At 62.9% G+C, this 26477-nt stretch carries 26 protein-coding genes, 1 pseudogene and 1 riboswitch; of the genes and pseudogenes, 13 read left to right on the top strand and 14 right to left on the bottom strand.

What is annotated here, in order from left to right; all coding sequences use genetic code 11:
- Positions 1-37: 37 nt before the first annotated feature.
- The 3 genes and pseudogenes from M1D89_RS05245 to M1D89_RS05235 all read right to left on the bottom strand — a co-directional run bounded on the left by M1D89_RS05245 (position 38) and on the right by M1D89_RS05235 (position 1996).
- Positions 38-808: pseudogene (locus M1D89_RS05245) on the bottom strand (VOC family protein).
- A complete protein-coding gene (locus M1D89_RS05240; RefSeq protein WP_498648657.1) occupies positions 805-1587 on the bottom strand; it encodes a VOC family protein in 783 nt (260 codons plus the stop codon). The pseudogene M1D89_RS05245 and the gene M1D89_RS05240 overlap by 4 nt, the downstream one beginning before the upstream one ends.
- A 184-nt stretch (positions 1588-1771) precedes the next feature.
- Entirely contained in the window at positions 1772-1996 is a 225-nt protein-coding gene (locus M1D89_RS05235) for a DUF3073 domain-containing protein (protein WP_011776148.1), read from the bottom strand.
- A gap of 243 nt (positions 1997-2239) precedes the next feature.
- Here M1D89_RS05235 and M1D89_RS05230 point away from each other — a divergent pair, with 243 nt between their 5' ends.
- Positions 2240-3145, top strand: coding sequence for a septum formation family protein (locus tag M1D89_RS05230; protein WP_498648654.1), 906 nt, complete (start codon positions 2240-2242; stop codon positions 3143-3145).
- 10 nt (positions 3146-3155) lie between these two features.
- On the opposite strand, the gene clpB is transcribed toward M1D89_RS05230, so the two are convergent.
- A complete protein-coding gene (gene clpB, locus M1D89_RS05225) occupies positions 3156-5813 on the bottom strand; it encodes an ATP-dependent chaperone ClpB (protein ID WP_498648652.1) in 2658 nt (885 codons plus the stop codon).
- Between the two features lie 216 nt (positions 5814-6029).
- On the opposite strand from clpB, the gene M1D89_RS05220 reads away from it, so the two are divergent.
- Entirely contained in the window at positions 6030-6365 is a 336-nt protein-coding gene (locus M1D89_RS05220) for a YciI family protein (protein ID WP_498648650.1), read from the top strand.
- 117 nt (positions 6366-6482) lie between these two features.
- Here the strand turns inward: M1D89_RS05220 and M1D89_RS05215 are convergent, their stop codons facing one another.
- The 4 genes from M1D89_RS05215 to M1D89_RS05200 are packed head-to-tail and all read right to left on the bottom strand — an operon-like array spanning position 6483 to position 9586.
- Complete coding sequence (locus M1D89_RS05215) at positions 6483-7556, bottom strand: sulfate/molybdate ABC transporter ATP-binding protein (protein WP_498648649.1); 1074 nt, start codon at positions 7554-7556, stop codon at positions 6483-6485.
- The gene (locus tag M1D89_RS05210) at positions 7553-8365 is read right to left on the bottom strand and encodes an ABC transporter permease (RefSeq protein WP_498650900.1); all 813 of its coding nucleotides are present in this window, start codon (positions 8363-8365) and stop codon (positions 7553-7555) included. Before M1D89_RS05210 ends, M1D89_RS05215 begins: the two co-directional genes overlap by 4 nt.
- 13 nt (positions 8366-8378) lie before the next feature.
- Positions 8379-9179: a molybdate ABC transporter substrate-binding protein gene (modA, locus tag M1D89_RS05205; protein WP_498648647.1), complete on the bottom strand. Its 801-nt coding sequence runs from the start codon at positions 9177-9179 to the stop codon at positions 8379-8381.
- Complete coding sequence (locus tag M1D89_RS05200) at positions 9176-9586, bottom strand: TOBE domain-containing protein (protein ID WP_498648646.1); 411 nt, start codon at positions 9584-9586, stop codon at positions 9176-9178. Before M1D89_RS05200 ends, modA begins: the two co-directional genes overlap by 4 nt.
- A gap of 293 nt (positions 9587-9879) precedes the next feature.
- Here M1D89_RS05200 and M1D89_RS05195 point away from each other — a divergent pair, with 293 nt between their 5' ends.
- Positions 9880-11214 carry an FAD-binding oxidoreductase gene (locus tag M1D89_RS05195; RefSeq protein ID WP_498648644.1) on the top strand — a complete coding sequence of 445 codons (1335 nt, stop codon included), beginning with the start codon at positions 9880-9882 and terminating at the stop codon, positions 11212-11214.
- Positions 11215-11344: 130 nt separating this feature from the next.
- A complete protein-coding gene (locus M1D89_RS05190; RefSeq protein WP_498648642.1) occupies positions 11345-12214 on the top strand; it encodes a DUF4031 domain-containing protein in 870 nt (289 codons plus the stop codon).
- A gap of 98 nt (positions 12215-12312) precedes the next feature.
- Here the strand turns inward: M1D89_RS05190 and M1D89_RS05185 are convergent, their stop codons facing one another.
- The 3 genes from M1D89_RS05185 to M1D89_RS05175 all read right to left on the bottom strand — a co-directional run bounded on the left by M1D89_RS05185 (position 12313) and on the right by M1D89_RS05175 (position 13998).
- Positions 12313-12714 (bottom strand): YccF domain-containing protein, encoded by a 402-nt coding sequence (locus M1D89_RS05185; protein WP_091470118.1) that lies wholly within the window; start codon positions 12712-12714, stop codon positions 12313-12315.
- A 123-nt stretch (positions 12715-12837) separates the two neighbouring features.
- Positions 12838-13290 carry an SRPBCC family protein gene (locus tag M1D89_RS05180; protein ID WP_498648640.1) on the bottom strand — a complete coding sequence of 151 codons (453 nt, stop codon included), beginning with the start codon at positions 13288-13290 and terminating at the stop codon, positions 12838-12840.
- Between the two features lie 111 nt (positions 13291-13401).
- On the bottom strand, positions 13402-13998 hold the full coding sequence (locus M1D89_RS05175; RefSeq protein WP_498650899.1) for a phosphoribosylanthranilate isomerase: 597 nt from the start codon (positions 13996-13998) through the stop codon (positions 13402-13404).
- Positions 13999-14095: 97 nt separating this feature from the next.
- Here M1D89_RS05175 and M1D89_RS05170 point away from each other — a divergent pair, with 97 nt between their 5' ends.
- The 5 genes from M1D89_RS05170 to M1D89_RS05150 all read left to right on the top strand — a co-directional run bounded on the left by M1D89_RS05170 (position 14096) and on the right by M1D89_RS05150 (position 17560).
- Entirely contained in the window at positions 14096-14758 is a 663-nt protein-coding gene (locus M1D89_RS05170) for a HutD/Ves family protein (protein ID WP_498648638.1), read from the top strand.
- A gap of 57 nt (positions 14759-14815) precedes the next feature.
- A riboswitch (guanidine-III (ykkC-III) riboswitch) is annotated at positions 14816-14881 on the top strand.
- A gap of 9 nt (positions 14882-14890) precedes the next feature.
- Positions 14891-15205, top strand: coding sequence for a DMT family transporter (locus M1D89_RS05165; RefSeq protein ID WP_159706197.1), 315 nt, complete (start codon positions 14891-14893; stop codon positions 15203-15205).
- A 107-nt stretch (positions 15206-15312) separates the two neighbouring features.
- Positions 15313-15654 (top strand): DMT family transporter, encoded by a 342-nt coding sequence (locus M1D89_RS05160; RefSeq protein WP_498650898.1) that lies wholly within the window; start codon positions 15313-15315, stop codon positions 15652-15654.
- A 238-nt stretch (positions 15655-15892) separates the two neighbouring features.
- Positions 15893-16900: an aldo/keto reductase gene (locus M1D89_RS05155; RefSeq protein WP_498648635.1), complete on the top strand. Its 1008-nt coding sequence runs from the start codon at positions 15893-15895 to the stop codon at positions 16898-16900.
- A 9-nt stretch (positions 16901-16909) separates the two neighbouring features.
- Positions 16910-17560 (top strand): MBL fold metallo-hydrolase, encoded by a 651-nt coding sequence (locus M1D89_RS05150; protein ID WP_498648633.1) that lies wholly within the window; start codon positions 16910-16912, stop codon positions 17558-17560.
- A 68-nt stretch (positions 17561-17628) separates the two neighbouring features.
- On the opposite strand, the gene M1D89_RS05145 is transcribed toward M1D89_RS05150, so the two are convergent.
- Complete coding sequence (locus tag M1D89_RS05145) at positions 17629-19350, bottom strand: DEAD/DEAH box helicase (protein WP_498648631.1); 1722 nt, start codon at positions 19348-19350, stop codon at positions 17629-17631.
- Positions 19351-19996: 646 nt separating this feature from the next.
- Complete coding sequence (locus M1D89_RS05140) at positions 19997-21442, bottom strand: MFS transporter (protein WP_498648630.1); 1446 nt, start codon at positions 21440-21442, stop codon at positions 19997-19999.
- On the opposite strand from M1D89_RS05140, the gene soxR reads away from it, so the two are divergent.
- Both soxR and M1D89_RS05130 read left to right on the top strand, forming a co-directional pair.
- Complete coding sequence (soxR, locus tag M1D89_RS05135; RefSeq protein ID WP_498648628.1) at positions 21441-21965, top strand: redox-sensitive transcriptional activator SoxR; 525 nt, start codon at positions 21441-21443, stop codon at positions 21963-21965. The genes M1D89_RS05140 and soxR overlap by 2 nt on opposite strands.
- Positions 21966-22010: 45 nt before the next feature.
- On the top strand, positions 22011-22724 hold the full coding sequence (locus M1D89_RS05130) for an SAM-dependent methyltransferase (protein WP_498648626.1): 714 nt from the start codon (positions 22011-22013) through the stop codon (positions 22722-22724).
- A gap of 13 nt (positions 22725-22737) precedes the next feature.
- Here the strand turns inward: M1D89_RS05130 and M1D89_RS05125 are convergent, their stop codons facing one another.
- On the bottom strand, positions 22738-23775 hold the full coding sequence (locus M1D89_RS05125) for an Lrp/AsnC family transcriptional regulator (protein ID WP_498648622.1): 1038 nt from the start codon (positions 23773-23775) through the stop codon (positions 22738-22740).
- A gap of 141 nt (positions 23776-23916) precedes the next feature.
- On the opposite strand from M1D89_RS05125, the gene M1D89_RS05120 reads away from it, so the two are divergent.
- A complete protein-coding gene (locus tag M1D89_RS05120) occupies positions 23917-25134 on the top strand; it encodes a M20 metallopeptidase family protein (protein ID WP_498648620.1) in 1218 nt (405 codons plus the stop codon).
- Positions 25135-25164: 30 nt separating this feature from the next.
- Positions 25165-26457, top strand: a complete 1293-nt coding sequence (locus tag M1D89_RS05115) for an MFS transporter (protein WP_498648619.1) — start codon at positions 25165-25167, stop codon at positions 26455-26457.
- The last annotated feature ends 20 nt before the right edge of the window (positions 26458-26477 follow it).

The raw sequence follows: 26477 nt of genomic DNA, 5'->3' as shown, positions 1-26477 counted from the left end.
GACTGCCCGGCCACTCTTTTTGCTGTTGCTTTGGTTCCTAGACCTGGATCAGGCTAAGGACGCCGCCCTGCGGGTCCTGAATGGTGGCAAGGGACCCTGTTTCGGGTTTGTCCTCCGGTTCCACGAGGAGCTCTCCCCCGGCAGCGGCGGCTGCTTCCGCTGCTTTTCGCAGATCCGCTACGCCGAAGTAGATCTGCCAGCCGGCCTCGTCGCCTTCATCGGCAGGAACTATGCCAGCCACTTCGTCACCCTTGACCATCAGCGTGCTGTAGCTGCCGCCGTCGTCCTGCGGATATTCGGTGACCTCATGCCCGAAAAGCTGCTGGAAGAAGGCGACGGCGGCTTGTGGCTCGGGCGTCAGCAATTCCGCCCAGGCCAATGCCCCCGGCTCGTTGAACAAGTGACTGCCCACATGAGTGCCGGCCTGCCAGATGCCCGTGGTGCCGCCGCCCGGAGGCTGGATGAACGCCAAGACTCCCGTGTCGGCGACAGCCTCGGGGCCAAACTGGAGTTGCCCTCCCGCGTGGACCGCGTCCTCCGCGATTTCCTCCGTGTCAGTGGCCGAGATGTAGACGTTCCACTGGCCACGCGTTCCGGCAGCCTCCTGCATGGGGTTCTGCGGGGCGATCACAGCCACCAACTGATCCTTGACGAAGGCCTGCGCGTAACTGCGGCCGTCCGGCGTGGGTAGGTCCTTGAAAGTCCACCCGAAGATCTGTTCATAGAAAGTCTTGGCTGCCGCGACGTCGCGTGTCTGGAGGTCGGCCCAGCACGGCTAACCATTGGCATAGTGCTTGCGTGAAGTCATGCTGCCAAGCCTGTCATGATGCTGAACGCTGCTCCGGCTGGGTCCATGAGAACTGCCATTCGCCCGACTCCCGGCACATCGAAAGCCGGCGCAATGATGTGGCTGCCCAGCTCAACAGCTTGCTTCACCGTGTCATCAATGTCCACCACATTGAAGTACGTCATCCAGAACGGTGACAGTCCTTCGATAGGCAACTTGAGCGCACCTGCGATTCGCTTTCCATCCACCAGCAGGCTCGTGTACTCCTGCAGGTCTCCGGCCGGCGTAGTCTCGCTGGTGCAACCTGTCACAGCCTCGTAGAACGCAACGGCCTTGCCGACGTCGTCCGTCTGCAATTCATTCCAAATCATGGTTCCAGGCTCGTTGACCAGTCCTGAACCCGGATGGTTGCCGGCTTCCCAAAAGCCGATCTGAGCACCCGTCGGGTCTGTGGCGAAGAACATACGTCCGCTGCCATTGGGAACCGTGTCTGGAGGGAAAAGCAGGGTTCCGCCGGCGGCTTCCACTCGCTGGGCGGCCTCGTCAGCGGAATCAACGGCAAGATAGTTCGCCCAATAGGACGGCATTCCCTCAGGAGCATCGGGCAGTTGCTGCATCATCCCGGCGACGTAGCGCCCTTTGAGTTTGGCCATGTAATAGGTCATGCCATTTCCCGCATCCATGGCATCCAACTCCCACCCGAAGAGGTCGCTGTAGAACTTTTTGGAAACTTCAATGTCGGTGGAGGACAGGTCCACCCAACACGGTGTTCCCTGCTGATAACTCTCGACCTCCGGCATGGATTTCCTTTCGATGCGCTCGAACTCCAGCCTACGCAAAAAAGAGCCCCCAGGGTACGCCAAAGAGTGGCGTGGCCTGGAGGCCCTTTTTCAAAAGATATACGGCATTCGAAAATGCGCGATGACCTTGATGTACGACGGCGGTCCGCAACTCAGTGCCATAAGCACCTGTTGGTTGCGACAGCTATCCGATCCGACGGGTGTCTACCTCGTCGTCGTCATCTTCCGCGTACTTGTCCTCGTAGGCCGAATAGTCCGGCTCCGGGGGATCGTCGGGGAAGTGGCTCTTGACACGACTGGACGGACCCGTGAGCTCCCGCTCAAGTGCCGAATAGTCAGTGTTCGGGGAATAGTACTTAATATCCCGAGCCTGCTTGGTAGCTTTTGCCTTTTGACGGCCGCGCCCCATGGCGTGACCCCCTTTTGTACTTGGACCGGAGGTGGTCACCTTGGCTATCGGTGAGGCCCCGGAATGTTTGGTCAATTTGTCGTATGTCTAGATTACATGCTTTCGGGGGTGCCCGCGCGCCACCACCACCCCGCGTCCGAGACGACTACGGTTGAAACCACGCCGTTACACCTCCAAGAGAAGCGAAAATTGGGTAGAGTCTGCCTCAATGCGGCTCCACAGCAGGAAGGCACACCCGGGAATATGAGCCAGGACAACACTTCACCCCGTGACGGTTCACGACGCGAACAAGGCGAGGATGGAGTGCCCCCTGCGCCCCGAACGCCGCCTTCACCGGGCCAGCAACCGCCATCCGATCCCTGGGCACCACCCTCGGGCCAGCAACCGGATCCCGCACCCGAGCTCGATCCTGACTTTGTTCCCAATCCGGCAGACCAGCGCGATCCAGCGTTGCCACCCAAGGATTCCCAGCCAACTGGGGATTCAGCGGCACCCGAAAATGCCAACGCGCCTGTCTACGCCAATGCGCCTGTTTACGCGGGGCAGCAGCCCTACGCCGGTCAACAGCCCTACGCGGGTCAGGAATGGCGGCCGGAGCCCCAGAGAGATCAAGGCACGCACGGACAGCCGGAACCTCACGGGGATCCGGTCAAGCGGCAGCGATTGGTTATTGGTGGAATCGTTGTTGGCGTCCTCATACTCATTGGCGTTGTCATTTGGGTCTTGCTCAACTTGCTGGGCAGCCGTCCCGAAGCAGCCGTGTCCACGCCCAGCGCGGCTCCGACTGCCGGCCCACTCCCCCGCGATGCAGAGGCCAAGGATTTCCAGGTGGGCGACTGCTTTGCCGACTTCGATGCCAACGCCTCAAAAGCCAGGGCCGTAGCCTGCGACACCGAGCACTCGGCCCAGCTCGGAGCCGTCCACACATACGGTGCCGACGAGTCCTTCCCCGGCACGAACGCCCTGAGGGACAAAGGACGCGAGGTTTGCAAGGACGTGAAGCTCAACGCAGCGGCCGACAATTACGTGCTGCTTCAGCAGAACGTGTACCCGAGCACCACCAGTTGGGATCGGGGCGACCGCCGCGTTGATTGCTTCATCGTGGTTGATTCCGGCAACACCATCACCGAAGATCTCCTCGCGAAGTAGCCTGAAAACGCTACTTCCGACGAACCGTCAGGCCCGTACCTACGGGAGTGCCGCCGTCGGGACCTGACATTGCCTCCAGCCCTTCAATGGTGAGCTCGTCAACGTCCGCCGAGGTGTCCACCAGTACGGTGTCGCCGTCCACGATCTCGCCGGCCAGGATCTCCTTGGCCAGACGGTCGCCGATCTCGCGCTGAACGAGCCGGCGAAGTGGTCGCGCACCGTAGGCGGGATCAAAGCCGGACATGGCCAACCATGCGCGTGCCCCATCAGTTACCTCAAGGCTCAGGCGTCGATCGCGGAGCCGGTTGCTCAGCTCGGCGACGTGCAGCTCCACGATCCGGGCAAGTTCCTCAACGGTCAGCGGGTCGAAGAGGACGATCTCGTCCAGCCTGTTCAGGAACTCGGGCTTGAACGATGCCTGGACCACGGCCATGACAGCGTCCCGCTTGGCCCTTGCATCCAGTGACTGGTCCACAAGGAACTGGCTTCCGGAGTTGGAGGTCAGCACCAGGATGGTGTTGCGGAAGTCCACGGTTCGGCCCTGACCGTCGGTGAGGCGGCCGTCGTCGAGAACCTGCAGGAGGATGTCGAAGACCTCCGGGTGCGCCTTCTCCACTTCGTCCAGCAGCACCACGGAGTAGGGCCTGCGACGGACAGCCTCTGTGAGTTGGCCGCCTTCTTCGTAGCCGACGTATCCCGGAGGGGCACCCACCAAGCGGGCAACCGAGTGCTTCTCGCTGTACTCGGACATATCGATCCGGATCATGGCGCGTTCGTCGTCGAAAAGGAAGTCTGCCAAGGCCTTGGCCAGTTCCGTCTTGCCGACGCCCGTTGGACCCAGGAACAGGAACGAACCCGTGGGGCGGTTGGGGTCACTGATTCCGGCACGGGCACGCCGCACGGCGTCTGACACAGCCTGGACAGCTTTGGTCTGCCCGATGAGGCGCTTGCCGAGCTCCTCTTCCATGTGCAGCAGTTTCTGCGACTCGCCTTGGAGCATGCGGCCGGCCGGGATCCCCGTCCAAGCTGAAATGACTTCCGCGATGTCGTCCGCAGTTACGTCCTCGGCAACCATCAGTTCCGGTTTCGAATCGCTCCGGGCGGACTCTTCCTCGGCAGCGGCGCTCAGTTCGCGTTCCAAGGCAGGCAGTTCGCCGTAGAGTATCCGCGACGCCGATTCCAGGTCGCCCTCGCGTTGGGACTTGTCCGCTGCGGAGCGTAGTTCGTCGATTTTCGCTTTGAGATCACCCACCCGGTTGAGTCCGGCTTTCTCGGCTTCCCAGCGCGCGTTCAAAGCGCTGAGCTCTTCATTCTTATCGGCTTTGTCCGCTCGGATCGCAGCCAACCGCTCCACCGAAGCAGGATCGGTTTCCCCTTGCAGGGCCAGCTCCTCCATGGTCAGCCGGTCCACGGCGCGGCGGAGCTGGTCAATTTCTTCCGGCGCGGAATCGATCTCCATGCGCAGCCGGGACGCGGCCTCGTCCACGAGGTCGATTGCCTTGTCAGGAAGCTGGCGTCCCGAGATGTACCGGTTGGACAGCGTTGCGGCTGCAACCAGAGCAGAGTCCGCGATGGCTACCTTGTGATGTGCCTCGTAACGTTCCTTCAGGCCACGCAGGATACCAATGGTGTCCTCGACGCTGGGTTCGCCAACATACACCTGCTGGAAACGGCGTTCCAGCGCAGGGTCCTTTTCAATGTTCTCGCGGTACTCGTCCAAGGTGGTGGCACCAATCAGGCGCAGCTCACCGCGGGCCAGCATGGGCTTGAGCATGTTTCCTGCATCCATGGCGCTTTCACCCGTGGCGCCGGCACCCACAACTGTGTGGATTTCATCGATGAACGTGACGATCTGCCCGTTGGAGTTCTTGATTTCCTCCAGCACAGCCTTCAGGCGTTCCTCGAACTCGCCGCGGTACTTTGCACCGGCCACCATGGACGCGAGGTCCAGGGCGATGAGCGTTTTCCCCCGCAGACTTTCCGGGACGTCGCCGGCCACCATGCGCTGCGCGAGGCCTTCGACGACGGCTGTCTTGCCAACGCCGGGCTCACCAATCAGCACGGGGTTGTTCTTGGTGCGGCGGCTCAGGACCTGCACGACGCGTCGGATCTCGCTGTCGCGACCGATAACGGGATCCAGTTTGCCTGAGCGGGCCACGGCAGTGAGGTCCGTACCGAACTTCTCCAGGGCTTGGAAGGTGTTTTCCGGATCCGGCGAGTTGACGTTCCTGTCCCCCCGGACACCCGGCAGGGCGGCGAGCAGCGCTTCGTGGGAGGCGCCGGCGTCGCGCATTAACTTACCCACGGCGTCGCTGCCGGCCGAGAGCCCGAGCAGCAGGTGCTCCGTGGAAACGAAGGAATCGCCAAGTTTGTCGGCCTCATTTTGGGCAGCCTGGATGGCCTGCATGGACTGGCGTGACAACTGCGCCTGCTGGACCGAACTCCCCGAGGACGATGGCAGCGATTTGATGGCTGAGCTGGCTTGAACGCTCACGGCGTCAGGGTCCGCACCGGTGGCACGCAACAGTGCAACAGCAACGCCTTCGCGCTGGTCCATGAGGGCTTTCAGCAGATGTGCGGGCTCAAGCTGCGGGTTGCCGGCAGTCGAAGCATTCATGGCGGCCGCAGAAAGGGCCTCCTGGCTTTTGGTGGTGAATTTGACGTCCAAAGAGTGCTCCCTTTCTGGAGTGATACCTATGATTACAAAGTTGAGTCTACTACGCTCAACTTTGCTTTTGGACTCTCTGGGTTCCATGTTTGCCGAGGGCGAAACCACTGTCCAGACAAAACCGTGGCTATGTGCATAACGGAGGTCTACCATCAGGCTGTGACCGGGCGGGACCTCCCCCGCCATGCTCGCGAGAACTTCAAAAAGGACCCTGACATGACAAAATACGTGGTGCTCTACACAGCTCCGCAATCCGCGGAATCTGCGATGCAGGACGCCTCTCCCGAGTCGGCGGCAGAGGGCATGAAAGTGTGGATGGACTGGGCTGCCAAAGCGGGTGACGGCATCGTCGACCTCGGCACTCCCCTTGGCGGCGGCAAAGAGGTGGGTAGCTTGGGCGTTACCGATGCCACCAGCGGCGTGGCCGGTTACACCATCCTTCAGGCCGAAAGCATGGACGGCGCGCTCGAACTCCTCCAAGGACATCCGCACCTGATGATGCCGGGTGCATCCATTCAGGTTTACGAGGCATTGGACATGCCCGGCATGTAACTTTCGCAACCATTTCCGCCATTCGCACCAGCGAGAACTGGTGCGAATGGCGGCAAGTGGCGCAAGCCGTCGGAGGCCGAATCGCGAGTAGCCGCCTGGGTCTTCAGACTGGGGTATTCAGGCCGGGTAGACCGATACCAGCGCAGACTTGACCACAAACCTGACTTCCATGCCCGGTACCAGGCCGAGATCGGCTGATGCCGCGGGCGTGATGTCGGCTGACAACGCTTGCGCCGATTGCACCCCGCTGGCGCGGACGCGGATCTGGTCCCCGTACGGTTCAAGGTCCGTGATGGTCACCGGGAAGGAATTACGGGGACTTCCGTGAACGTCGCCCAGGAAGACGGAGACGCTCGACGGCGGGAACGCGGCCACGCCCGCCTGGCCAGGCACTGGTGACCAGTCAGGATCATGCTGGCCGACGAAAACCCGGCCATCCGGCGTCGTAATTCCCTCGGAGGCAATAGTCCCGGCGACGAGATTGAGGCCGGCGAGGCCTGCGGCAAAGTGGCTTCGTGGTCTTTCAAGGACCTGACGGGTGGGTCCTTCTTCCGCGATCCGTCCCTTCTCCACCACAATGACTCGGTCGGCCAGCATGTAGGCGTCCAGGATGTCGTGCGTGACGATGATGGCTTTGCGGTCCAACAGGACTCGTTTGAGGACGCGGCGGAGCAATGGTGCCGCGTGAATGTCGAGGGCGGCCATGGGCTCGTCAAGGAGCAACAACTCGGGCTTAGCCGCCAGGGCGCGTGCCACCGCGACGCGTTGGGCCTGCCCTCCGGACAACTGGGAGGGTTTCCGGTCAGACAGTGGCATGGCATCAACTTGGGCCAGCCAGTGCTGTGCAGTTTCCCGCGCGGCGGCCTTTGAAGCACCCGCACTACGCGGCCCGAATGCCACGTTGTCCAAGGCATTCAGATGCGGAAACAGAAGAGCTTCCTGGGCTAGAAGCGCAGTCCCCCGCAAGTGTGGCGGGGTCCAAAGCCGGGTGCCGCCGTCGAGCTTGAACAGTTGCTTGTCGCCGATTCGTGCCGAGCCGGCATCCGGCCGCAACAGGCCCGCGATCACGCCCAGCATAGTGGATTTCCCGGCACCATTGGGACCGAGTATGGCCACGGTCTCACCTTCAGCGAGGCTTAGGGACATGTCGAAGTTCCGGGCTCGAACGCTAGCCTGCAGCTCGAAGCTCATGGCTGGACCTCCACGGGAGTGCTGCTTCGCCGACGCCCATAGCTGAGCCCAACCACCGCAACGGCAACCGCCACCAGCACCAAGGAAAGCGCGACGGCGGCGTCCGCATCGGCCTCACGCTGCAAGTAGATTTCGAGGGGAAGGGTGCGGGTGATCCCTTCCAAACTGCCGGCAAAGGTCAAGGTGGCTCCGAACTCGCCCAAGCTTCGCGCGAACGACAACACAGCACCTGACGCCAGCCCAGGCAGCACGAGTGGAAGCGTGACACGACGAAGGACGGTAGTGGGCCGCGCCCCGAGGGTCGACGCGACAGCCTCATATCTGCTTCCGGCCGATCGCAGGGCGCCTTCCAGACTGACCACCAGGAACGGCAGGGCCACGAAAGTCTGGGCCAAAACCACCGCCGAAGTGGAGAACGCGATCTGGATCCCGGCCAGTTCAAGGGACTTTCCCAGGAGTCCCTGCCGCCCGAAAGTGTACAGGAGAGCGAGACCGCCGACGACGGGCGGCAGCACCAGCGGCAGCAGGACGAAGGAGCGGAGAAGCCTTTGCCCGGGGAACTCGCCGCGGGCAAGCACCAGCGCCAACGGAACTCCCAGGACGACGCAAAGGACGGTGCTGGCCGCTGAGGTTCTCAGGCTCAGGCCCAGGGCGGCAAGGGACGACTCGGACGTGATGAGTGGAATGAACTGCGGCCAATTCACCCGGAGCAACATGGCCGCCAGGGGAAGCACCATCAGAAGTCCACCCACAGCGGCGAAAACATAAATCCACCGCGGAATGCCGTGGTAGCCGCTGCGCTTGATCATGATGCGGTGGCCGCTACGGCGTTCCAAAGCCGGCGTCCGTGAGGACCTTCTTGCCCGCTTCACTAGTGACGTTTGCTATGAACGCAGTGGCCAGTTCCTTGTTCTTGCTAGTACCAACCGTGGCAATGGGGTACGTGTTGACGGCCCTGTCCGACTCGGGGAAGGGGACGCCCTTAACCTTGTCGCCGGCCGCTTTGACGTCGGATACATAGACCAGGCCTGCGTCGGCTTCACCCGAGGTGACTTTGCCCAGGACATCGGTCACGGATGATTCCTCGCTGACCGGGCTCAACGCGGTCCCTGTCGCCTTTTCAATGGTCTTCGTTGCAGCGCCGCAGGGAACCTGGCTGGCACAGGTCACTACCTTGACGCCGGGCCTGGCCAAGTCCGCGAAGGAAGAGATCGACGCCGGGTTGCCGGGCGGGACGGCGATCTCCAGGACATTGGTGGCGAAGTTGGTTGCTGTTCCGTCCACAAGGTCCTGGTCCGCGAGCTTGTCCATGTTTTTGGTGTCGGCTGAAGCGAAGACATCTGCGGGGGCACCCTGGGTGATCTGTGTGACCAGGTCGGAAGAGCCTGCAAAGCTCAGAGTTACTTTGGTGCCCGGGTGCTGGACTTCGAAGTCTTTGGCCAGCTGCGTGAAGGTTGTTTTCAGGGATGCTGCAGCGAAAACAGTGATCTCTCCGGACAATGAGGACCCGGGGCTGGCCGAGCCCGTGGACGGACGTGTTGTCCCGGAGGCGCAGCCTGACAGGCCAGCAGCTACGGCGCCGGCCAGCAGGAGTGCGGCGAGAAGCTTTCGAGTGACGCTCATAGGATGCTCTTTCCCTGCGGTGTTTCGATGATGACGGTGGTGGCCTTCACCACGGCTGTGGCTACCGAACCGAGTTCCAGCCCAAGCTCCCGGACGGCTTCGCTGCTCATCAGCGACACCACGCGAAACGGACCACACTGAAGCTCTACTTGGGCCATGACCTTGTCCGCAGTAATGCCGGTGACCAGACCCACGAAGCGGTTGCGGGCCGAACTTCCTGCCCGCGAGGGGTCGTCCGGGAGGTGGGATTGGTCGCGGGCAAGTGTGGCCAGTTCCAGTCCATCCACTGCGAGGCGCCCAGCTGAGTCTTTTTGGGCGGTAAGCGTTCCGTTTTCCGTCCATCGCCTCACGGTGTCGTCGCTGACACCAAGGAAGCGCGCGGCCTCGGGAATTCGTATTTGCGGCATAGGTGAATCATAGTTCCGTGTTTGCGGATTTTTTCTATCATTTCAGCCGCATACGTCATGTGACCGCCGAGCGATAATGAGTTGTGCTGCGCTCCGGGCGCGCCCTTTGCCGCACGACGCGCCCGTAAGCTCTGGTGCGCGCGGCGCGAAGTGGTGCGCCGCCGTCGTCGTACTTCCGGGCGCGGCGCGAAGTGGTGCGCCGCCGTCGTACTTCTTTGCTTTACCCATGGTCCGATGGGAGGTGCGGACGTACCCTGTTCTAGGGGAGAGTTTCCGATGCGAAGGAACGTCCCATGGAATGGATTCGTCCGGACAGCCCGGACTATGACCAAGCCCGAAAACTCTTCAATGCGATGATCGACCGCAAGCCGGCTGTCATCGCCAAATGCTCTGATCCCAGCGAAGTGGCTGAAGCGCTGAGCTATGCGCACAACCACAATTTGGACGTCGCCGTGCGCTCGGGCGGGCACTCGGTGGCGGGCATGTCCACCAATGACGACGGCTTGGTAATTGACGTCCGCCCCATGAAATCCATCAGCGTGGACCGCGGGATGAAGACCGCCACAGCGGGCGCCGGTCTGACCTGGGGCGAGTTCGATCGCGCAACCCAGCAGTACGGGCTGGCTGTTACAGGCGGGCGCGCGTCCACCACGGGAGTCTCGGGATTCACGTTGGGCGGTGGTTCTGGATGGCTGGAGCGCTCGTACGGATTCGCGTGCGACAACCTGCTCTCTGTCGACCTGGTCACGGCCTCCGGGGAACGGGTTACCGCCAGTCCCGGCGAAAACCCCGAGTTGTTCTGGGCCCTCCACGGAGGGGGCGGTAACTTCGGTGTGGCTACGTCCTTGACGTTCAAGCTGCACGACCTGGGGCCCACCGTGATGGCCGGCCTCATGTTGTTCCCAGGGGAGGACGCCAAGGATTTGTCGCGCGCCTTCCGGGGGCTTGCGTTGGAGGCGCCCGACGCCGTGGGGACAGCTCTCGTGTACCTCACCGCCCCGCCGGAAGAGTTCGTCCCGGAAGAGATAGTGGGCAAGCTCGCCGTCGGAATGGCTTACATCTACGCGGGTGATGTGGAGGCCGGCGAGGAGCACGTCAAAGCGTTCAAGGACCTCGGACCCGCGGTGGACCTGGTATCGCCCATGCAATATGCGGACTTCCAATGCATGATCGACGACCCTCCGGACCACTACAACTACTGGAGCGCGGACTACCATAACGAGCTCAGTGACGCCGCCCTGGATCTCCTGGTGGACTCGGCGCAACGCCTGCCTGGCCCACAATCCCAGCAGTTGGTGGCACGTTGGGGTGGAGCAGTTTCCGGTCCTGCCGCCGCGAACACGCCCTTGCAGCACCGCGGAGCCTCATGGGTCAGCCACCCGTTCGGCCTATCCGCAACACCGGAGGGCGGGCAGGAGGCAAAAGCCTGGGTCAAACAGTTCCGGCAGGACATTGCCCCGCACACCACGGGCGGGGTGTGGCTGAACTTCATTGGTGACGAAGGGCAGGACCGGATCATGGCGGCTTATGGCGAGCAGAACTACCGGCGCCTGTCCTTGGTGAAGCGCGAATTCGATCCCGACAACGTGTTCCGCGGCAACCAGAACATCCTGCCCGCCCAGCACTGAGTTTCCTGCACTCCTTCCCAGTTGCCGTGATCAGCGCGGGCAGTGAAGCCTGTACTTCCGGGACGGCAGCACGGCGGTAGACGTCCCGATGGCCGGCAACTGGGAAGGATCACATGGGTACACTTTGGCAATGGCCATCTACGTAGATCCGCCCCTTTGGCCAGCGCACGGAACCGTCTTTTCGCACCTTGTATCGGATACCTCGCTGGATGAGCTGCACGCGTTCGCGGCAGCTTCCGGTGTTCCCGAGCGGGCCTTTGACGGAGATCATTATGATGTCCCTGAACGCCGCTATGACGACCTCGTTTCCGCGGGTGCCATCCCTGTGGAGGCCCGTATCCTGGTCCGCAAGCTCATTGCCAGCGGATTGCGCATCCCGGCTCGTGAACGGAGCAAGGCATTGACAATACCTTTGATGGAACGTTGGAACAGCAGCTACCCAGGCCACGAAGAGCTGGGCCTTGAACTGCTGGAACGCTGGGGCGAGGACAGCAGGAAGTACCATAGCCGGACACACCTCCTGGCAGTCCTTGAAGCCTTGGACGTGCTGACGGAACCCGAACAGCCTGCGCGAACCGTCTTGCTGGCAGCATGGTTCCACGATGCCGTCTATGAAGGAGTTGCGGGACAGGACGAAGAAGAGTCCGCCCGCTTGGCCGAGGACCGGCTCACGGCCGCAGGGCTTGCTCCCCACGAGGTGGCGGAGGTGGCGCGCCTGGTCCGCCTCACGGCTTCGCACAGTCCAAAGACGGGTGACTATGCCGGCGCACTTCTCTGCGACGCCGACCTCTCAGTGCTTGGCGGCGATCCGCAGTCCTATGCTCGCTACCTGGCCGCCGTCCGCGAAGACTACGCCCACGTCAGCGACGACGACTTCGCGAAGGGTCGCGCCGCCGTCGTGCGTCATCTCCTGAGGCTGGACCCGCTGTTCCATGGCGAACGCGCCAAGGCACTCTGGTTGGACGCTGCGCGCCGAAACCTCGCCAGCGAGCTTGCGTGAGCGGCTCCCGTTCCTCTCCCCGATGAGACGATTCGCTGCAGGTTAGACGGTAGGAGTCGTCTGTTCTGCAGCGGGTCGTCTAAATGGCCAGTGCCGGCCTAGCGGTACGTGCTGACGAACGGCTGGTTTGTGGGCACAATCTGCTTACCGAGGGGCATCAGCGATACCGGAATCAGCTTCAAGTTGGCGATGGCCAGCGGGATTCCGATGATGGTGATGGCCATGGCTACTGCCGTGACCACGTGACCGATCGCGATCCAGATGCCGGCAACCAGAAGCCAGATCACGTTGCCGAGGAGCGCGAACACCCCGGCACCGCCCGGCTTCTCAACCACCATCTGGCCGAAGGGCCACAGGCAGTACGCACCGATCCGGAACGAAGCGATGCCCCACGGGATGGTGACGATGAGCACGCAGCAAATGATGCCTGCCGCGAAGTAACCCAAGGCCAGCCAGAACCCACCGAAGACAAGCCAGATGATGTTAAGGAGCGTTTTCATAGTCTTCATTCTCCCTTGCGGCCCCGACAAAAAGCCTAGGGGTCTGCCCTGAATCTTCCCTGACTTGCAGCGGCACTTACCGTGGCATTTACTGCGGCACTACGCTCCCAACAGGTCAGTGGCTCAACCGGCCAGGATCCCGTCCAGCTTGTCGAACGAGGTACCCCAGCCGTCGCGGGTCATCTCAACCCATTCCTCGGAAGCGAACGGACCCTGCCTAAGATTCATCCGGGTTCGGCCGTTGAGGTCCTCAAACTCGAGGTGCATTTCCTCGTACTCGTGGTCAGCGTCAGGAGCAGCTTTGGCCTGGGCAACCAAAAGAGCCGGGCTCTTCAGCTCGGTGATGGTGGCTTCAATGGGGGCCGACTGCTCACCGTTCTCGTCCGACCACACCATGACCACCTGCCAGATGCCACCAACGCGGGGCTCAACGATGATCTGGTCGCGGGGAGCTTCCACCTCCACGGGCCCGAACCACTGCGTCAGCTTGTCCGGCTCCATCCAGGCTTCAAAAACCTTCTCGCGGGGAGCATCAAACTCGCGGCTCATGGTCAGGGTGTGCTGTTCCGTACTCATTGCTTAACTCCTGGTTTCGGTGATGTTCGATATCCAAGTAGTGGTGCGTTGGAGTGAATCGTGTCGTCTTGAGCGAGAGTCTAGAGTGGCCCACTGACACGGTAACCGAATTTAGGCTTTGGCAGCTTCGAGGAAAGCGCGGATCTTCGCCAAATCCTTCACTCCCCGAGATGCCTCTACGCCGGAGGAAACGTCCACTCCCCAAGCGCCTGCAGCAGCCGCCGCGAAAGCCACGTTGCCGGATTCGAGTCCCCCGGCAAGCAGCCACTCCCGGTTATCGAGCCCCTTTGCCCGCACGGACGCGTAGTCCCAGGACTCACCTGAGCCTGGCACCGCAGCATCGATCAGGAAAATTTCTTCGCCCAGGTCCGCGAACTCGTCCTGGGAGGCACCCATGGTGACCGCCCGGATGAGCCGCATCCCGGCGTCGTGCACTGTTTTGACGTCGGCGGCCGTGCGGTGGCCGTGCAATTGCACCCACTTGAGTCCGGCAGCACGAGCCGTTGCCACTGCGCCAGCGGCATCCTCGTGCCGGAAAACACCCACAGCGTGAAGACCCTCCGGAACCAACGGCAGCAGAATGCGCACTTGGTCCGGGCTGACTTCGCGGGGGCTGGCGGTGAGCACGAAGCCGACCGCGTCTGCGCCGGCGTCGACCGCTTCACGCACGGATTCCGGCGTGCTCAAGCCGCACACTTTGACGAACATCTCGGCGCCTCCAGCCGTAGTCACAACGTTTTCCACATATGACGTTAGCAAGCCTCAATGCCAACGCAGAAGCTGGGTCCACCACTAGGCTGGTCGAATGGAGATTATCCGCTTTGCCGACATCCGTCCCGAACCGTGGCGCAACGGGGGCGGTGTGACGCGCGAACTCGCCAGCCATCCGAAGGCCGCATCGGCGCAGGACAATGCCTGGGATTGGCGAGTCAGCATCGCAGACGTTTCCAAAGCGGGCGAGTTCTCAACGTTCCCGGGGATGGAACGCGTCATCACCATCATCGACGGCGAACTGCTCCTCCTTACAGTGGACGGCTCCGAGCACCCGTTGGAAAAGTATCGCCCCTTCCGCTTCTCGGGAGAAGCCGCATCGTCAGCCACTCTCCCAACCGGCGACATCCGGGACTTGAACGTCATCGCACGCGAAGGCGCTTTCAAGGGCTACACCTCCATAGTCGAGATCTCCAAGAAACGTCCTCACCCGGTTTTCGAGGGCCAGCTGGCCATCCTGCTCGAGGGTAAGGCCACAGTTGCGCCCGGCGCGCCTATGGATGAATCGGGCGTGGAAGAAGAGCCTGCTGTGGAGGAAGAGTCCGACGGCGGCGGCCCGGCACCCAGCGCCGGCGAACCGGTCGAATTGTCCCGCTACGACGCCGTGGTTGGTTCGGATACCCGCAGCCCGGAGATCTCAGGACGCGGCTTCGTGGCAGTGATCTCGATCGACCATCTGGAGCCGTCGCACGCTTGATGTGGTGACGTTAACCACCAGAGGTGGCCACCCCGCGCGGGAGTTGCTAGCCTGAAATGAAGGTTCCCCTCTGGAACCTCCGGACGACGGTTCAGTACCCGGCACGCGACAAGACTGGCCAAAGGAAAAGTCATGTCGTGGTTAATTCTCATTCTCTCCGGAGCACTCGAAGCCGTGTGGGCCGCAGCGCTCCACCGTTCCAAGGGCTTCCGTAAACCCGTCCCCACCGTTGTGTTCCTGGTGTCGGTGGTCGCCAGCATGGCTGGGCTCGCCATCGCGATGCAATCCATCCCCACGGGCACTGCCTACGCGGTGTGGGTTGGCGTCGGCGTCGTACTGACTGCCACGTATGCGATGGTCACCAAAGTTGAACGCGCGACGACGGCCCGGCTGCTTTTGCTTGCGGGCATCGGCGCATGTGTAGTTGGCCTGAAGGTGGTGGCGTAGCCATGACTGAGAACACTGTGAATTCCGGGAACACTGCGAATACCAGGAAAACCGGCCGCTCCGGCAAGTCCGGCGAATCCGGCAACTCCGGCAACTCCGGCAACGGAATCTTCTGGGTCATCCTCTTGGCTTCAGCGCTGCTCGAAGCCGTCTGGGCCACAGCGTTGGGCCTCTCCAACGGCTTTACGCAACTCATGCCTACGGTGGTGTTCGCCATCACTGCCGTCCTGAGCATGCTCGGGCTGGGCATCGCCGTAAAGCGGATCCCCCTCGGAACTGCCTACGCGGTGTGGGTGGGTATCGGCGCTGCATTGACCGTTGGCTGGGCCATGATCACGGGTGTGGAATCCGCGAGCCCGCTGAAACTGCTGTTCATCGCGGGCATTGTGGGTTGTGCTGCCGGTTTGAAGGCCCTGCCTGCTGACAAGCCTGCAGCCAAACCCGAGTAGCTGCCGCCCGTCCTCGCGGCCTCCCTCGTGCCGCGGGCGCTCCATTTCGATGGGGCGCTGCGCATTAGACGTTTCCTACCATCGAATGCGCAGCAAGCCATCGAATCGGGCTCGGAGTGTCCCGGGCTAGGCACCAATCACGGCCACCCTTCGCCCAATTCGGGCTTCCGCAGGAATACCCACGCCAACTGCTGAGTTCACGCCTTCAAGAGCACCCAAACGCGCATTGGAGAAGTTCATGACTGCAGTTCAGCTCGGCGACGGCCTCAAGGTCAGCCCCCTCGGCTTCGGGGGAATGGCCCTCACCCCGGTTTACGGTGGGATCGATCCCGAGGAAGGCCTGAAGACACTCAGGCATGCAGTGGACGCGGGCATCACGTTCATCGATACCGCAGATGTGTACGGAGCGGGCAGTAACGAGGAACTCGTGGGCAGGCTCATGAAGGAGCGGCGCGACGATGTGCAAGTGGCCACGAAGTTCGGAATTGAGGGCAACCCCGCGGACGGGTACACGGGAGTCCGCGGGGATGCGCCCTACATCAGGCAAGCGGCGGAAGCGAGCCTCCGCCGCCTGGACACTGACGTGATTGACCTCTATTACATGCACCGCCGTGACCTCCGCGTTCCGATAGTGGAAACCGTGGAGGCCATGGCGGAGCTGGTCCGAGAGGGCAAGGTCCGGCACCTCGGACTGTCTGAAGTGACAGCCGAGGAGCTCAGGCAGGCCAACGCCGTCCATCCCATTGCCGCAGTCCAGAGCGAATGGTCGATCTGGAGCAGGGATGTTGAGCTGAACGTTGTACCTGCAGCCAAGGAACTTGGCGTCGGGTTCGTGCCATATTCGCCGCTTGGCCGCGGGTTCCTTACGGGAACCGTCAGCGCGAGCGACCTTGGCGAAAATGACTTCCGCCATAAGATCCCCCGTTTTGGTGACGAGGCACTTGATGCGAACCAGGCCGTAGTGGCCGCGGTCCGCGAGGTAGCCAGCGGGCTGGATGCAACTCCGGCCCAGGTAGCCCTGGCCTGGCTGTTTACCCAAGGGCAGCGCCTCGGGATTTCGGTGGTCCCCATCCCCGGCACGCGCAAAACGCACCGGATCGACGAGAACCTTGGGGCGCTGTCCCTGCAACTGGGAACAGCGCAGCTTGAGAGGCTCGACCAAGCTGCGGCCGCCGTCGTGGGTTCACGCTCTGCCGACCCCAACTGGGTGTCGCAGGGCCGCGAAGCCAATCCGGCAACTGCATAGACTGACACGATGGATTCGCTAATTCACTCTTTGCGTGACGTCACCATCCGCAGCATCTCCGTCAGCGAGATGAACAACAACGTGTACCTGTTGACCTCAAGGTCCACGGGGGCGCAGTTGTTGATCGACGCTGCAGATGATCTTCCGGCCATTCAGCAACTGCTCGAAGACAGCACCGCAGATACGGCCGCGACGCCGAAGCTCGCCCGGATTGCCACCACCCACCAGCACTGGGACCACGTCCGGGCTCTGGCGGAACTGGTGGAAATCACCGGTGCAAGGACGTCAGCAGGAGCGGACGACGCCGATGCGTTGCCGGTTCCAGTGGATGTCCGGCTTGGTCACGGCGACGTCGAGCAGTTCGACGACTTCGAGATCACGGCGGTCCACTTGCGCGGACACACCCCTGGCTCGATCGCTTTCGTGTACCAGGATCCTGACGGGCCCGCCCACATTTTCAGTGGAGACTCGTTGTTTCCGGGAGGCGTCGGCAACACGCAGAACGATCCTTCACGTTTCACTTCTCTGTTGAACGACGTGTCGGAGCGACTGTTCGACGCTTATCCGGACGAGACCCTGGTGCACCCGGGCCATGGATTGCCCACGACCCTCGGCGCCGAGCGGCCACACCTTGACGAGTGGCGCGCCCGGGGCTGGTGATTTGCGGGGCCTGCTCTGCACGCTAAACCAAGGGAATAACGCGCAGAGCGGGCCTCACAACGGGGAGGTTAGCGGCCGCGACGCTCGTTCGATGCGGGAGCCGATGCACGACGGGGACCGCTGCGTGCCGGACGACCTGCACCGGAACCACCGCGACCGGAGTTGCCTGAGGCGCCCGAGCCGTAGGATCCGCCGGACGTAGCGCCCGTTGCGGAAGACCAAACGGCCTTGTTTCCGCCGGTGCGAGTACTCGTGGTGGATGCCGTGCGCGGAGCCGAAGCTGAGCGCTGGCCGGTAGCCGGACGGCCGCTGCGACCGTTCTGGCCCTGCGATCCGGGAACGTCGTTGCGGTGAGTAGCGCCAGCCTTACCGCGACCGCGAGGGCTGCGGGCGACGTCGTCGTTCATTGCTGCTCGACGGTCAGCGCGGTTGGTGTCGGTGCGAACCGGCTCAGCCGCGACCTTGCCGCGTCCATTGCGACCGCCACGACCACCAGCGGTGGGAGCGGCCTGCGTGGAACGGCGTGCGCGCTTGCGCTGGGCGTTGGCACCGGTGGACGTGCCGCCACCTTGCTGGGCTTTCGCAGCGAGGAGAGCCGCACGGGTGCGGGGATCAACCTTGTCCGCGATGTCGCCCACGAGCTTTGAAACCAAGGGTGAGCTTGCCGTGACGCGCTCGAAGTTCACGTCAACGCCGGCAGCCTTCATGAGCTTCTTGACGTCACTCTGCTGCTCGGGGAGCGTCAGGGTGACAACGGTGCCATCGGAACCGGCGCGGGCCGTGCGGCCGGAGCGGTGCAGGTAGGCCTTGTGCTCTGTGGGCGGGTCCACGTGGATGACGAGTTCGACGTCGTCAACGTGCACGCCGCGAGCTGCGACGTCGGTAGCCACCAGGACGCGAACGTCACCATTGGAGAACTCGGCCAGGTTACGGTCACGGGCGTTCTGCGACAGGTTGCCATGAAGGTCGACGGCGGGGATGCCAGCGTCGGTGAGGGTCTTGGCAAGCTTGCGGGCGTGGTGCTTGGTCCGCATGAAGAGGACGCGGCGGCCAGCGCCGGAGGCCAGTTCAACGATGAGCTGCTTCTTGACGGTCTGGTCGTTGACCACCAGGACGTGGTGTTCCATGGTGGTCACGGCGGCCTGGGGATCGTCCACGGAGTGCGTCAGCGGGTTGGACAGGTAACGGTTGACCAGCTTGTCAACACCGTTGTCCAGCGTCGCCGAGAAGAGCAGGCGCTGACCCTGAGTGGGGGTCATGTCCATGAGCTTCTTGACCACCGGGAGGAAGCCGAGGTCAGCCATGTGGTCGGCCTCGTCCAGCACGGTGACCTCAACAGCTTCGAGGGTCAGGATGCGCTGGCGGATCAGGTCTTCGAGGCGGCCCGGGCAGGCAATGACGATGTCGACGCCGGCGCGCAGCGCCTTTTCCTGGCGTGCCTGGGAGATGCCGCCGTAGATAACCGTGGTGTTCAGGCCCATGGCCTTGGCCAGCGGCTCGATGGTGGCGTTGATCTGGGTTGCCAGTTCACGCGTCGGTGCAAGGACGAGGCCCATGGGACGACCCGGCTTGCGGAAATGCTTTGCTTCGCGCTCGGCCAAGCGGGCCACGAGCGGGATGGCGAAAGCGATGGTCTTGCCGGAGCCGGTGCGGCCTCGGCCCAGGACGTCGCGGCCTGCGAGCGTATCCGGGAGCGTCTTCACCTGAATGGGGAATGCCTCTTCGATGCCATCTGCGGCGAGGGATTCGGCAATGGGCTTGGGCGTGCCAAGGGCAGCAAAAGTAGTCATAAACTTCATGTCTTTCGGGCGGTGTCCAGTTGCGGACATCGGCCCCCGACGCCGGTTGGGCCAGGGGTTCGCCGAGGAAAAGTCAGGTGGTCTACCGGTTCGCTTCAACAGCGTTGGCCGGGACCAAATGGAACGCGTTCATCGACGCAGGATGTGCCTCTCACATGAAAAATGCCCCGTCGCGTAGCCCTTCAGGCCACCTGCTTCAGGGCGTCACCGCACATCAAGTGTTCCTAGCTTAGCAGTGTTTCTCCTGCAGGCCCGCATCGGGGCTGGCCGGGCCTGCGTTGCGGGGCCCGATCTGCACCCTTCCGGACGGCAATACCCTGCAGAGCAGGCCCCACAACTCACCCACCCTGCGTTGCGAGGCCCGATCTGCACCCTTCCGGACGGCAATACCCTGCAGAGCAGGCCCCACAACTCACCCACCCTGCGTTGCGAGGCCCGATCTGCACCCTTCCGGACGGCAATACCCTGCAGAGCAGGCCCCACAACTCACCCACCCTGCGTTGCGAGGCCCGATCTGCACCCTTCCGGACGGCAATACCCTGCAGAGCAGGCCCCACAACTCACCCACCCTGCGTTGCGAGGCCCGATCTGCACCCTTCCGGGCGGCAATACCCTGCAGAGCAGGCCCCACAACGGGTCAGGAGTGGCGCGTGAGCTCAGGTTGGGCGTCCGGGGCACTCGTCCCGGCACCCGGGGCACCCGTCTCACCCATACCCTTCTCACCCACACCCCTCCGAGCCGAGCGAGCGGCGACCCTCGGCGCAATGACTACCCCGACGACGGCGATGATCGCCGTCAGTGCGAAGACCCCCGCAAACGAGTTCGTCGTCGTGAATGCAGCGAACATAAGTCCCGTAGCTGCGAGGGACAGTGCGCCGCCGAGGGAATCGGAGATGGACATGGCCGCGCTGTTGAAGCCTTGGTTGTCCTCGGTGGACAGCGCCAACGTCATCACGGACAGCCTCGGGTACATGAGGCCCATGCCGCCACCGGCAAGGATCCAACCAACGATGGCAACTGCAGCGGGCAGGCTAAGCGCTGCGGTCACCAGCGTAGAGATCACGGCTATCAGCACCAAAAGTGCGCCAATCTTCACAGCGAGGTCGTCAGCCAACCGGGCACCGAGCCGCCCCTGGATCGCCGATGCCCCAGCCCAAGCCAGCGCGGCTCCGGTCAGCGTCAACCCTGCGAACGTCGGCGTGAACGCGTATCGCTCAGTCAGCAGGTACGGCAAGTACACCTCGGCCCCGAAGAACGCCGCCGACGCCAGCCCTCGGACCAGGATCACACTGGGCAGGCCCCGCCGGGCGGTGAGGGTTCCCCGCGGAACCAGCGGCTTCACCGCTACGAGGGCAATGACGAGCGCGACGACGGCAATCACCCCGCCAAAGCCGGGCACCTCAGCGGACAGGTTCAGACCCAGGACGGCGACGGCCGCGAGCGCCGCCCACCCCATCCGACCGAAGGCCCAGGGAACGGGCTCGGCAGCGGGTTCGGAATTCATCCCCCGCACGGCCGGCACCACCATCAGCAAGGCTGGAACCACCAGGCCCACAACACCGAGGAACACCCAGTGCCAACTGCTCAGCTGGGCCACCACGCCCGCCGCAAACGGACCCACCAGGGAAGGAACCACCCAGGACGCGGCGAAGGCAGCGAAGATCTTCGGGTGCAGCACAGGCGGGTACACCCGGGCCACCAATACATAGAGGGCCACGGTCATCGCGCCGCCACCGAGTCCTTGCACCAGTCGCCCCAGCACCAGCATCTCCATGGTCCCGGCGGTACCGGCGATCAGGAGTCCAGCCACGAACAAGGCCACGGAGGAGTACAACGGCGCCGCCGGACCACGACGATCCGACCAGTTGCCTGCCGCCACCATGCCCATCACGCCGGTAGCCAGCGGTCCAGCAAAGGCCAGCGCGTAAAGGCTGGCGCCATCCAGGTCACGGCTGACGAGCGGCATGATGGTGGTCACTGCGAGGGACTCGAATGCGCTCAGGAACACAAGCGCGCAAGCCCCTACTGTGGCAAGCAGGTATGGGCGGCGCAGTATCCCGGCCGTTGAGGTGTCAGAGGTCATGGACGTCAGCCTAGAACCTCAACTAATGTTGAGGTCAATCCACCACGCAAGCCACCGGAAGAACGCCATGCCGCCAGTCGAAACGCACAGGCCACTCACCATTGGTGAGCTGTCCGAACGGAGTGGAGTGTCGGCGTCGGCCCTTCATTTCTACGAACGCAACGGGCTCATCGAGGCGGAGCGAACGGCCGGCAACCAGCGGCGTTACCGGCGGGACACACTGCGGCGGGTCGCGTTTATCAAGACATCCCAACGGGTGGGTTTGCCGCTGAAGGACATCCGGGAGGCATTGGAATCCCTGCCCGATGGCCGCACGCCCACCAAGCGCGACTGGTCCAGGTTGTCGTTGCGATGGCGCAAGGAACTGGACGAACGGATCGCTGCCTTGCAACACCTGCGAAACGATCTCGACGGATGCATCGGGTGCGGCTGCCTCAGCCTGAAATCCTGTACGTTGCAGAACCCTTCGGACGAACTCGGAGCCTCCGGTGCTGGCGCACAGCGCTGGACTTTGCCGGAATAGCAACAGGCATTGCCTTTCGACGCAGCGTCGCGGCACGCTTGGGTTATGACTGAACACACGCACGACGCCGCCACTCACCAACACGGTCAACACACCCACGAAGGGGCACAGCAGGGCGGCTTGAACCTGCACGAGGACGCCGACAATGCCGTGGACATGTGGGACGGCATGTACCGCGAGCGCCCCAAGGTGTGGAGCGGAAACCCGAACCCGCAACTGGTGGCGGAAGTTGCAGGCATCAAACCCGGACGAGCCCTCGACCTCGGCTGCGGGGAAGGCGCCGACGCGATCTGGCTCGCCGGACAAGGCTGGACTGTCACGGCAATGGACGTGTCCGCCGTCGCGCTTGAACGGGCAGCCGCGCATGCAGCCGAAAGCGACGTCAGTGAGCGGATCACGTGGCAGCAACAGGACCTCACGGAGTGGAAGCCTGAGCCCGTCTTCGATCTGGTCTCGGCCCAGTTCCTGCACTCTCCGCTCCTGCCGTGGCGGGATTCCGTGGCATCAGCCGCGGCGGCCGTGGCACCGGGCGGCACGTTGCTGGTGGTGGGGCATCACCCACATGGACTCCCGTCGTGGAGCCATCATCATGAGTCCGGCATGTTCTTCACGCCGGAGCAATTGGCGGGCGCGCTACGGTTGGATCGCGAGCCGTGGTTCGTCAACGTCCTGACAGACCGGGCGCGTACTGTCACAGGACCCAATGGCGAGTCCGGTACTACCTTGGACACGGTCTTGAGAGCCACCAAACACGCCTAAACACCATCACTCCCTAGATACCGGCTGGCAAGAGCTCTCCGTAGGGCGGCACCACTATCCCTGTGGCGGTGGAGTCCGGATTGAGCATCCATCCCACGCGTTTGGCTGTGTTGAGCATGACGACGCTCTCCACGAGCTGGACGCCCGGGATGCGCTGCTGGATGGTGAGTTCCATTTCCATGACGTCAGCCAGCGAGCGCAACCACATGATCATGGTGAAGTTGGTGCGGCCTGTAGTGGACGCGGAGAAGCGGATGTTCCTGATGGCCCGCAACTCTGTGGCTGCAGCTTCGTGCTCACCTGGGGGAACGTTCGCGAACCATTGGACCGTGATGGGGAAGCCGGAGAATTGTTGGGCGATTTCGCAGCGGAAGGACAACATCCGGCTGCTCAGGACCCTGCCCAGTTGCCGCTGGACTGTGGCGGGGTTCCTGCCCAAGGCTCGGGCAATTTCTGCGGCTGTGGCACGGCCGTCGCGTGCGAGGAACGGGATGATCGCCAGATGGCTGTCGGGGAGCGGGAGCACCATGGCGTCATGTGCTGACGGGTTTGCTGATTCAGGTCCGGCCAGCGCCCGGAGTGCCTGTTGCTCTGCCTTGGTGAGGACGTTGAGCCGCCACGCATATCCGCTGGTGTGAATCCGAGTGCAGAGGGCTGTGTGGTACTTGGTGAGTCCCCTGATCTCTTTGAGTTTCGGCAACACCTCGGTGCTGAACTGTCCCAGGTCCTGTGTGATCACAGTGAGCGTGAGGTCGCGGTTGCTGGCAGCCTCTTCCACCGTGATGACCTCGGGAAGCTGGGCGACCGCGGAGGTGACGTCCGGCCTGAGGTGCATTTCGCAGTCAATATCCACCATGGCCAGGCACATGTCCTTGGGGTCGCCCATGAGGTGTGCGGTGGTCCATGCTGCGCCCGCTCCCTTGAGGCGCTCCCACCGGGATGCCAGTGTGGTGGCGTGGACGCCCAGGACATTTCCGGCGTCGGACCAGCTGATCCGCGGTGAAATCTGTAGGGCATTGACCAAGCGCAGGTCTTCCTCGCTGAGCTCCATGAGCCCATTCTCGCAGAACAGTGCATGATTCCTGTCCAGATCGAATGGTTGATGCATATTTATAGATGTTTAGCGACATGTGAATCACGTCACCACAGAATGGCATAAGGAACACGTCACCTAGAAAGACCAGGAGAACACATGACCATCGCCGCCGACGCCAAGGAACTGCAGGAGGACATCGTCCGCCTCCGCCACGACCTCCATCGCGAACCGGAGATCGGCCTGCAGCTCCCCCGCACGCAGGAGAAGGTACTCAAGGCGCTGGACGGACTGCCTTACGAGATCACCCTTGGCAAGGAGACGACGTCGGTCACCGCAGTTTTGCGTGGCGGTGCACCCCACGCTTCGGCTGAGAAGCCCGTGGTGTTGCTGCGTGCCGACATGGATGGACTTCCTGTACAGGAGACCACCGGCGTGGACTACACCTCCCGCGTGGATGGAGCCATGCACGCCTGTGGCCATGACCTGCACACCTCCATGCTGGCCGGCGCCGCCACCCTTCTGGCCGAGCGCCGGGACCAGTTGGCGGGCGACGTCATCTTGATGTTCCAGCCCGGTGAAGAAGGTTTTGACGGCGCAAGTTACATGATTAAGGAAGGCGTCCTGGACGCGGCTGGTCGTCGTGCAGACACTGCCTACGGAATGCACGTGTTCTCCTCCCTTGAACCGCATGGCCAGTTCGTCACCAAGCCGGGCGTCATGCTCAGTTCCTCGGACGGACTGGTTGTCACGGTGCTGGGCGCGGGCGGCCATGGCTCCGCTCCCTATTCCGCCAAGGACCCCGTCACGGCAGCTGCCGAGATGGTCACGGCACTTCAGGTGATGGTCACACGTCAGTTCAACATGTTCGATCCCGTGGTCCTCACCGTTGGCGTCCTGCACGCCGGAACGAAGCGGAACGTCATCCCCGAGACTGCCCGGATCGAAGCCACCATCAGGACCTTCTCCGAGGAGTCCCGTCGGAAGATGATGGAAGCAGTACCCAGGCTGCTTCATGGCATCGCGGCAGCCCACGGTTTGGAGGCGGATGTGCATTACCAAGAGGAGTACCCCCTCACCATCAATGATGAGGATGAAACCACCACCGCGGAGAAGGTCATCGCCGGAATGTTCGGCGAGTCCCGGCACACGCGGATGTCCACTCCCCTGAGCGGTTCCGAGGACTTCTCCCGGGTCCTCGCTGAAGTCCCGGGCACCTTCGTGGGACTCAGTGCCGTTGCCCCCGGCGCCGACCATACGACGTCGCCCTTCAACCACTCGCCCTACGCAATGTTCGACGACGGCGTCCTCACCGACGGTGCCGCGCTGTACGCCGAACTCGCCGTGTCCCGTATCGCCGCCCTCGCCGGCAACTAGCTCCCGGCCCGCCTGATCTTGGAGAAGCACATGACCACCACCGTAGGAACGTCCCCCGACGTCAAGGTCCACAAGTCGCACATGCGCACGCTGGTCGGCACCGGCATCGGCAACGCCGTTGAATGGTACGACTGGGCCATCTACGCAACGTTCTCGCCGTTTATCGCGAGCGCTTTGTTCAGCAGCGCCGACCCCACCTCGGCCATGCTGTCCACTTTGGCGATCTTCGCCGTCGGATTCGTTGCCCGCCCATTCGGTGGTTTCGTGTTCGGCTGGATCGGTGACCGGATCGGACGCAAGACGTCCATGACGGTGGCGGTGGCCCTCGGCGCGGTGGGCAGCCTGCTCATCGGCATTGCCCCGACGTTTGAGTCTGTGGGCGTCTTCGCATCGGTGATGCTGCTGATCGCCCGACTCATCCAAGGCCTTGCCCACGGTGGTGAGTTGCCGTCGTCGCAAACGTACTTGTCCGAGATGGCACCCAAGGAACACCGCGGTTTCTGGGCGACCCTCATCTACACCTCCGGCACGGCTGGCATCCTGGCCGGAACGCTGCTGGGCGCTATCCTCAGCGCAACCCTCAGTAAGGGCGACATGGGCTCGTGGGGTTGGCGCATTCCGTTCCTCATCGGTGGCGCACTGGGTATCTATGCACTCTTCATGCGGGCCAAGATGAAGGAAACCGAAGCTTTCGAGGCCGAGGCGCCCAATGAGAAGCGCCTGCCCATCTGGCCGCAGATCGTGAAGTACCGCAAGCAGGCTCTGCAGGTTATCGGCCTCACCGTTGGCCTGACGGTGGTGTACTACATCTGGGGTGTTGTGGCTCCGAGCTACGCCGCGACCACGCTGAAAATGGACCGCGGTGAAGCTCTCTGGGCAGGCGTGGTGGCCAACGTGGTGTTCATCGCCGCCCTGCCGTTCTGGGGCAAATTGTCCGACCGCATCGGCCGCAAGCCGGTGATCATCAGTTCGGCCGCGGGCGCCGCGCTCCTGCACTTCCCCATGACATGGCTACTCAAGGACTCACCGTGGCAGCTCGCCGTGTCCATGTCCGTGATGCTGTTCTTCATCGCGGGTAGCGCCGCAATCGTTCCTGCCGTCTACGCCGAACTGTTCCCGACCCATATCCGCACCATCGGCGTGGGCGTTCCGTACTCCATCTGCGTCGCTGCGTTTGGTGGCACGGCTCCGTACCTGCAGACCTGGCTCGGCACCATCGGGATGGCTCAGCTGTTCAACGTGTACGCAGTGATCCTGCTGCTGGTGGGCATCGCGTTCGCCTTCTCCATCCCGGAGACGAAGGGCAAGGACCTCACCGTCTAGGTTCTCCCAAGTAGGTCGCA

The sequence above is a fragment of the Arthrobacter sp. D3-18 genome, from assembly GCF_054408525.1.
Note: the sequence above shows the minus strand (reverse complement) of the source record. Positions and strands in the feature narration are given on the sequence as shown.

What these genes read in the sequence shown, in the direction of transcription:
- M1D89_RS05140 (WP_498648630.1), bottom strand. Translation starts at nt 21,442, where the DNA reads ATGACCTCTGACACCTCAACGGCCGGGATACTGCGCCGCCCATACCTG.
- M1D89_RS05230 (WP_498648654.1), top strand. Translation starts at nt 2,240, where the DNA reads ATGAGCCAGGACAACACTTCACCCCGTGACGGTTCACGACGCGAACAA.
- M1D89_RS05215 (WP_498648649.1), bottom strand. Translation starts at nt 7,556, where the DNA reads ATGAGCTTCGAGCTGCAGGCTAGCGTTCGAGCCCGGAACTTCGACATG.
- M1D89_RS05120 (WP_498648620.1), top strand. Translation starts at nt 23,917, where the DNA reads ATGACCATCGCCGCCGACGCCAAGGAACTGCAGGAGGACATCGTCCGC.
- M1D89_RS05195 (WP_498648644.1), top strand. Translation starts at nt 9,880, where the DNA reads ATGGAATGGATTCGTCCGGACAGCCCGGACTATGACCAAGCCCGAAAA.
- M1D89_RS05220 (WP_498648650.1), top strand. Translation starts at nt 6,030, where the DNA reads ATGACAAAATACGTGGTGCTCTACACAGCTCCGCAATCCGCGGAATCT.
- M1D89_RS05125 (WP_498648622.1), bottom strand. Translation starts at nt 23,775, where the DNA reads ATGGAGCTCAGCGAGGAAGACCTGCGCTTGGTCAATGCCCTACAGATT.
- M1D89_RS05190 (WP_498648642.1), top strand. Translation starts at nt 11,345, where the DNA reads ATGGCCATCTACGTAGATCCGCCCCTTTGGCCAGCGCACGGAACCGTC.
- M1D89_RS05115 (WP_498648619.1), top strand. Translation starts at nt 25,165, where the DNA reads ATGACCACCACCGTAGGAACGTCCCCCGACGTCAAGGTCCACAAGTCG.
- M1D89_RS05145 (WP_498648631.1), bottom strand. Translation starts at nt 19,350, where the DNA reads ATGACTACTTTTGCTGCCCTTGGCACGCCCAAGCCCATTGCCGAATCC.
- soxR (WP_498648628.1), top strand. Translation starts at nt 21,441, where the DNA reads ATGGACGTCAGCCTAGAACCTCAACTAATGTTGAGGTCAATCCACCAC.
- M1D89_RS05240 (WP_498648657.1), bottom strand. Translation starts at nt 1,587, where the DNA reads ATGCCGGAGGTCGAGAGTTATCAGCAGGGAACACCGTGTTGGGTGGAC.
- M1D89_RS05185 (WP_091470118.1), bottom strand. Translation starts at nt 12,714, where the DNA reads ATGAAAACGCTCCTTAACATCATCTGGCTTGTCTTCGGTGGGTTCTGG.
- modA (WP_498648647.1), bottom strand. Translation starts at nt 9,179, where the DNA reads ATGAGCGTCACTCGAAAGCTTCTCGCCGCACTCCTGCTGGCCGGCGCC.
- M1D89_RS05210 (WP_498650900.1), bottom strand. Translation starts at nt 8,365, where the DNA reads ATGATCAAGCGCAGCGGCTACCACGGCATTCCGCGGTGGATTTATGTT.
- M1D89_RS05150 (WP_498648633.1), top strand. Translation starts at nt 16,910, where the DNA reads ATGGATTCGCTAATTCACTCTTTGCGTGACGTCACCATCCGCAGCATC.
- M1D89_RS05175 (WP_498650899.1), bottom strand. Translation starts at nt 13,998, where the DNA reads ATGTTCGTCAAAGTGTGCGGCTTGAGCACGCCGGAATCCGTGCGTGAA.
- M1D89_RS05200 (WP_498648646.1), bottom strand. Translation starts at nt 9,586, where the DNA reads ATGCCGCAAATACGAATTCCCGAGGCCGCGCGCTTCCTTGGTGTCAGC.
- M1D89_RS05180 (WP_498648640.1), bottom strand. Translation starts at nt 13,290, where the DNA reads ATGAGTACGGAACAGCACACCCTGACCATGAGCCGCGAGTTTGATGCT.
- M1D89_RS05165 (WP_159706197.1), top strand. Translation starts at nt 14,891, where the DNA reads ATGTCGTGGTTAATTCTCATTCTCTCCGGAGCACTCGAAGCCGTGTGG.
- M1D89_RS05130 (WP_498648626.1), top strand. Translation starts at nt 22,011, where the DNA reads ATGACTGAACACACGCACGACGCCGCCACTCACCAACACGGTCAACAC.
- M1D89_RS05170 (WP_498648638.1), top strand. Translation starts at nt 14,096, where the DNA reads ATGGAGATTATCCGCTTTGCCGACATCCGTCCCGAACCGTGGCGCAAC.
- M1D89_RS05155 (WP_498648635.1), top strand. Translation starts at nt 15,893, where the DNA reads ATGACTGCAGTTCAGCTCGGCGACGGCCTCAAGGTCAGCCCCCTCGGC.
- M1D89_RS05235 (WP_011776148.1), bottom strand. Translation starts at nt 1,996, where the DNA reads ATGGGGCGCGGCCGTCAAAAGGCAAAAGCTACCAAGCAGGCTCGGGAT.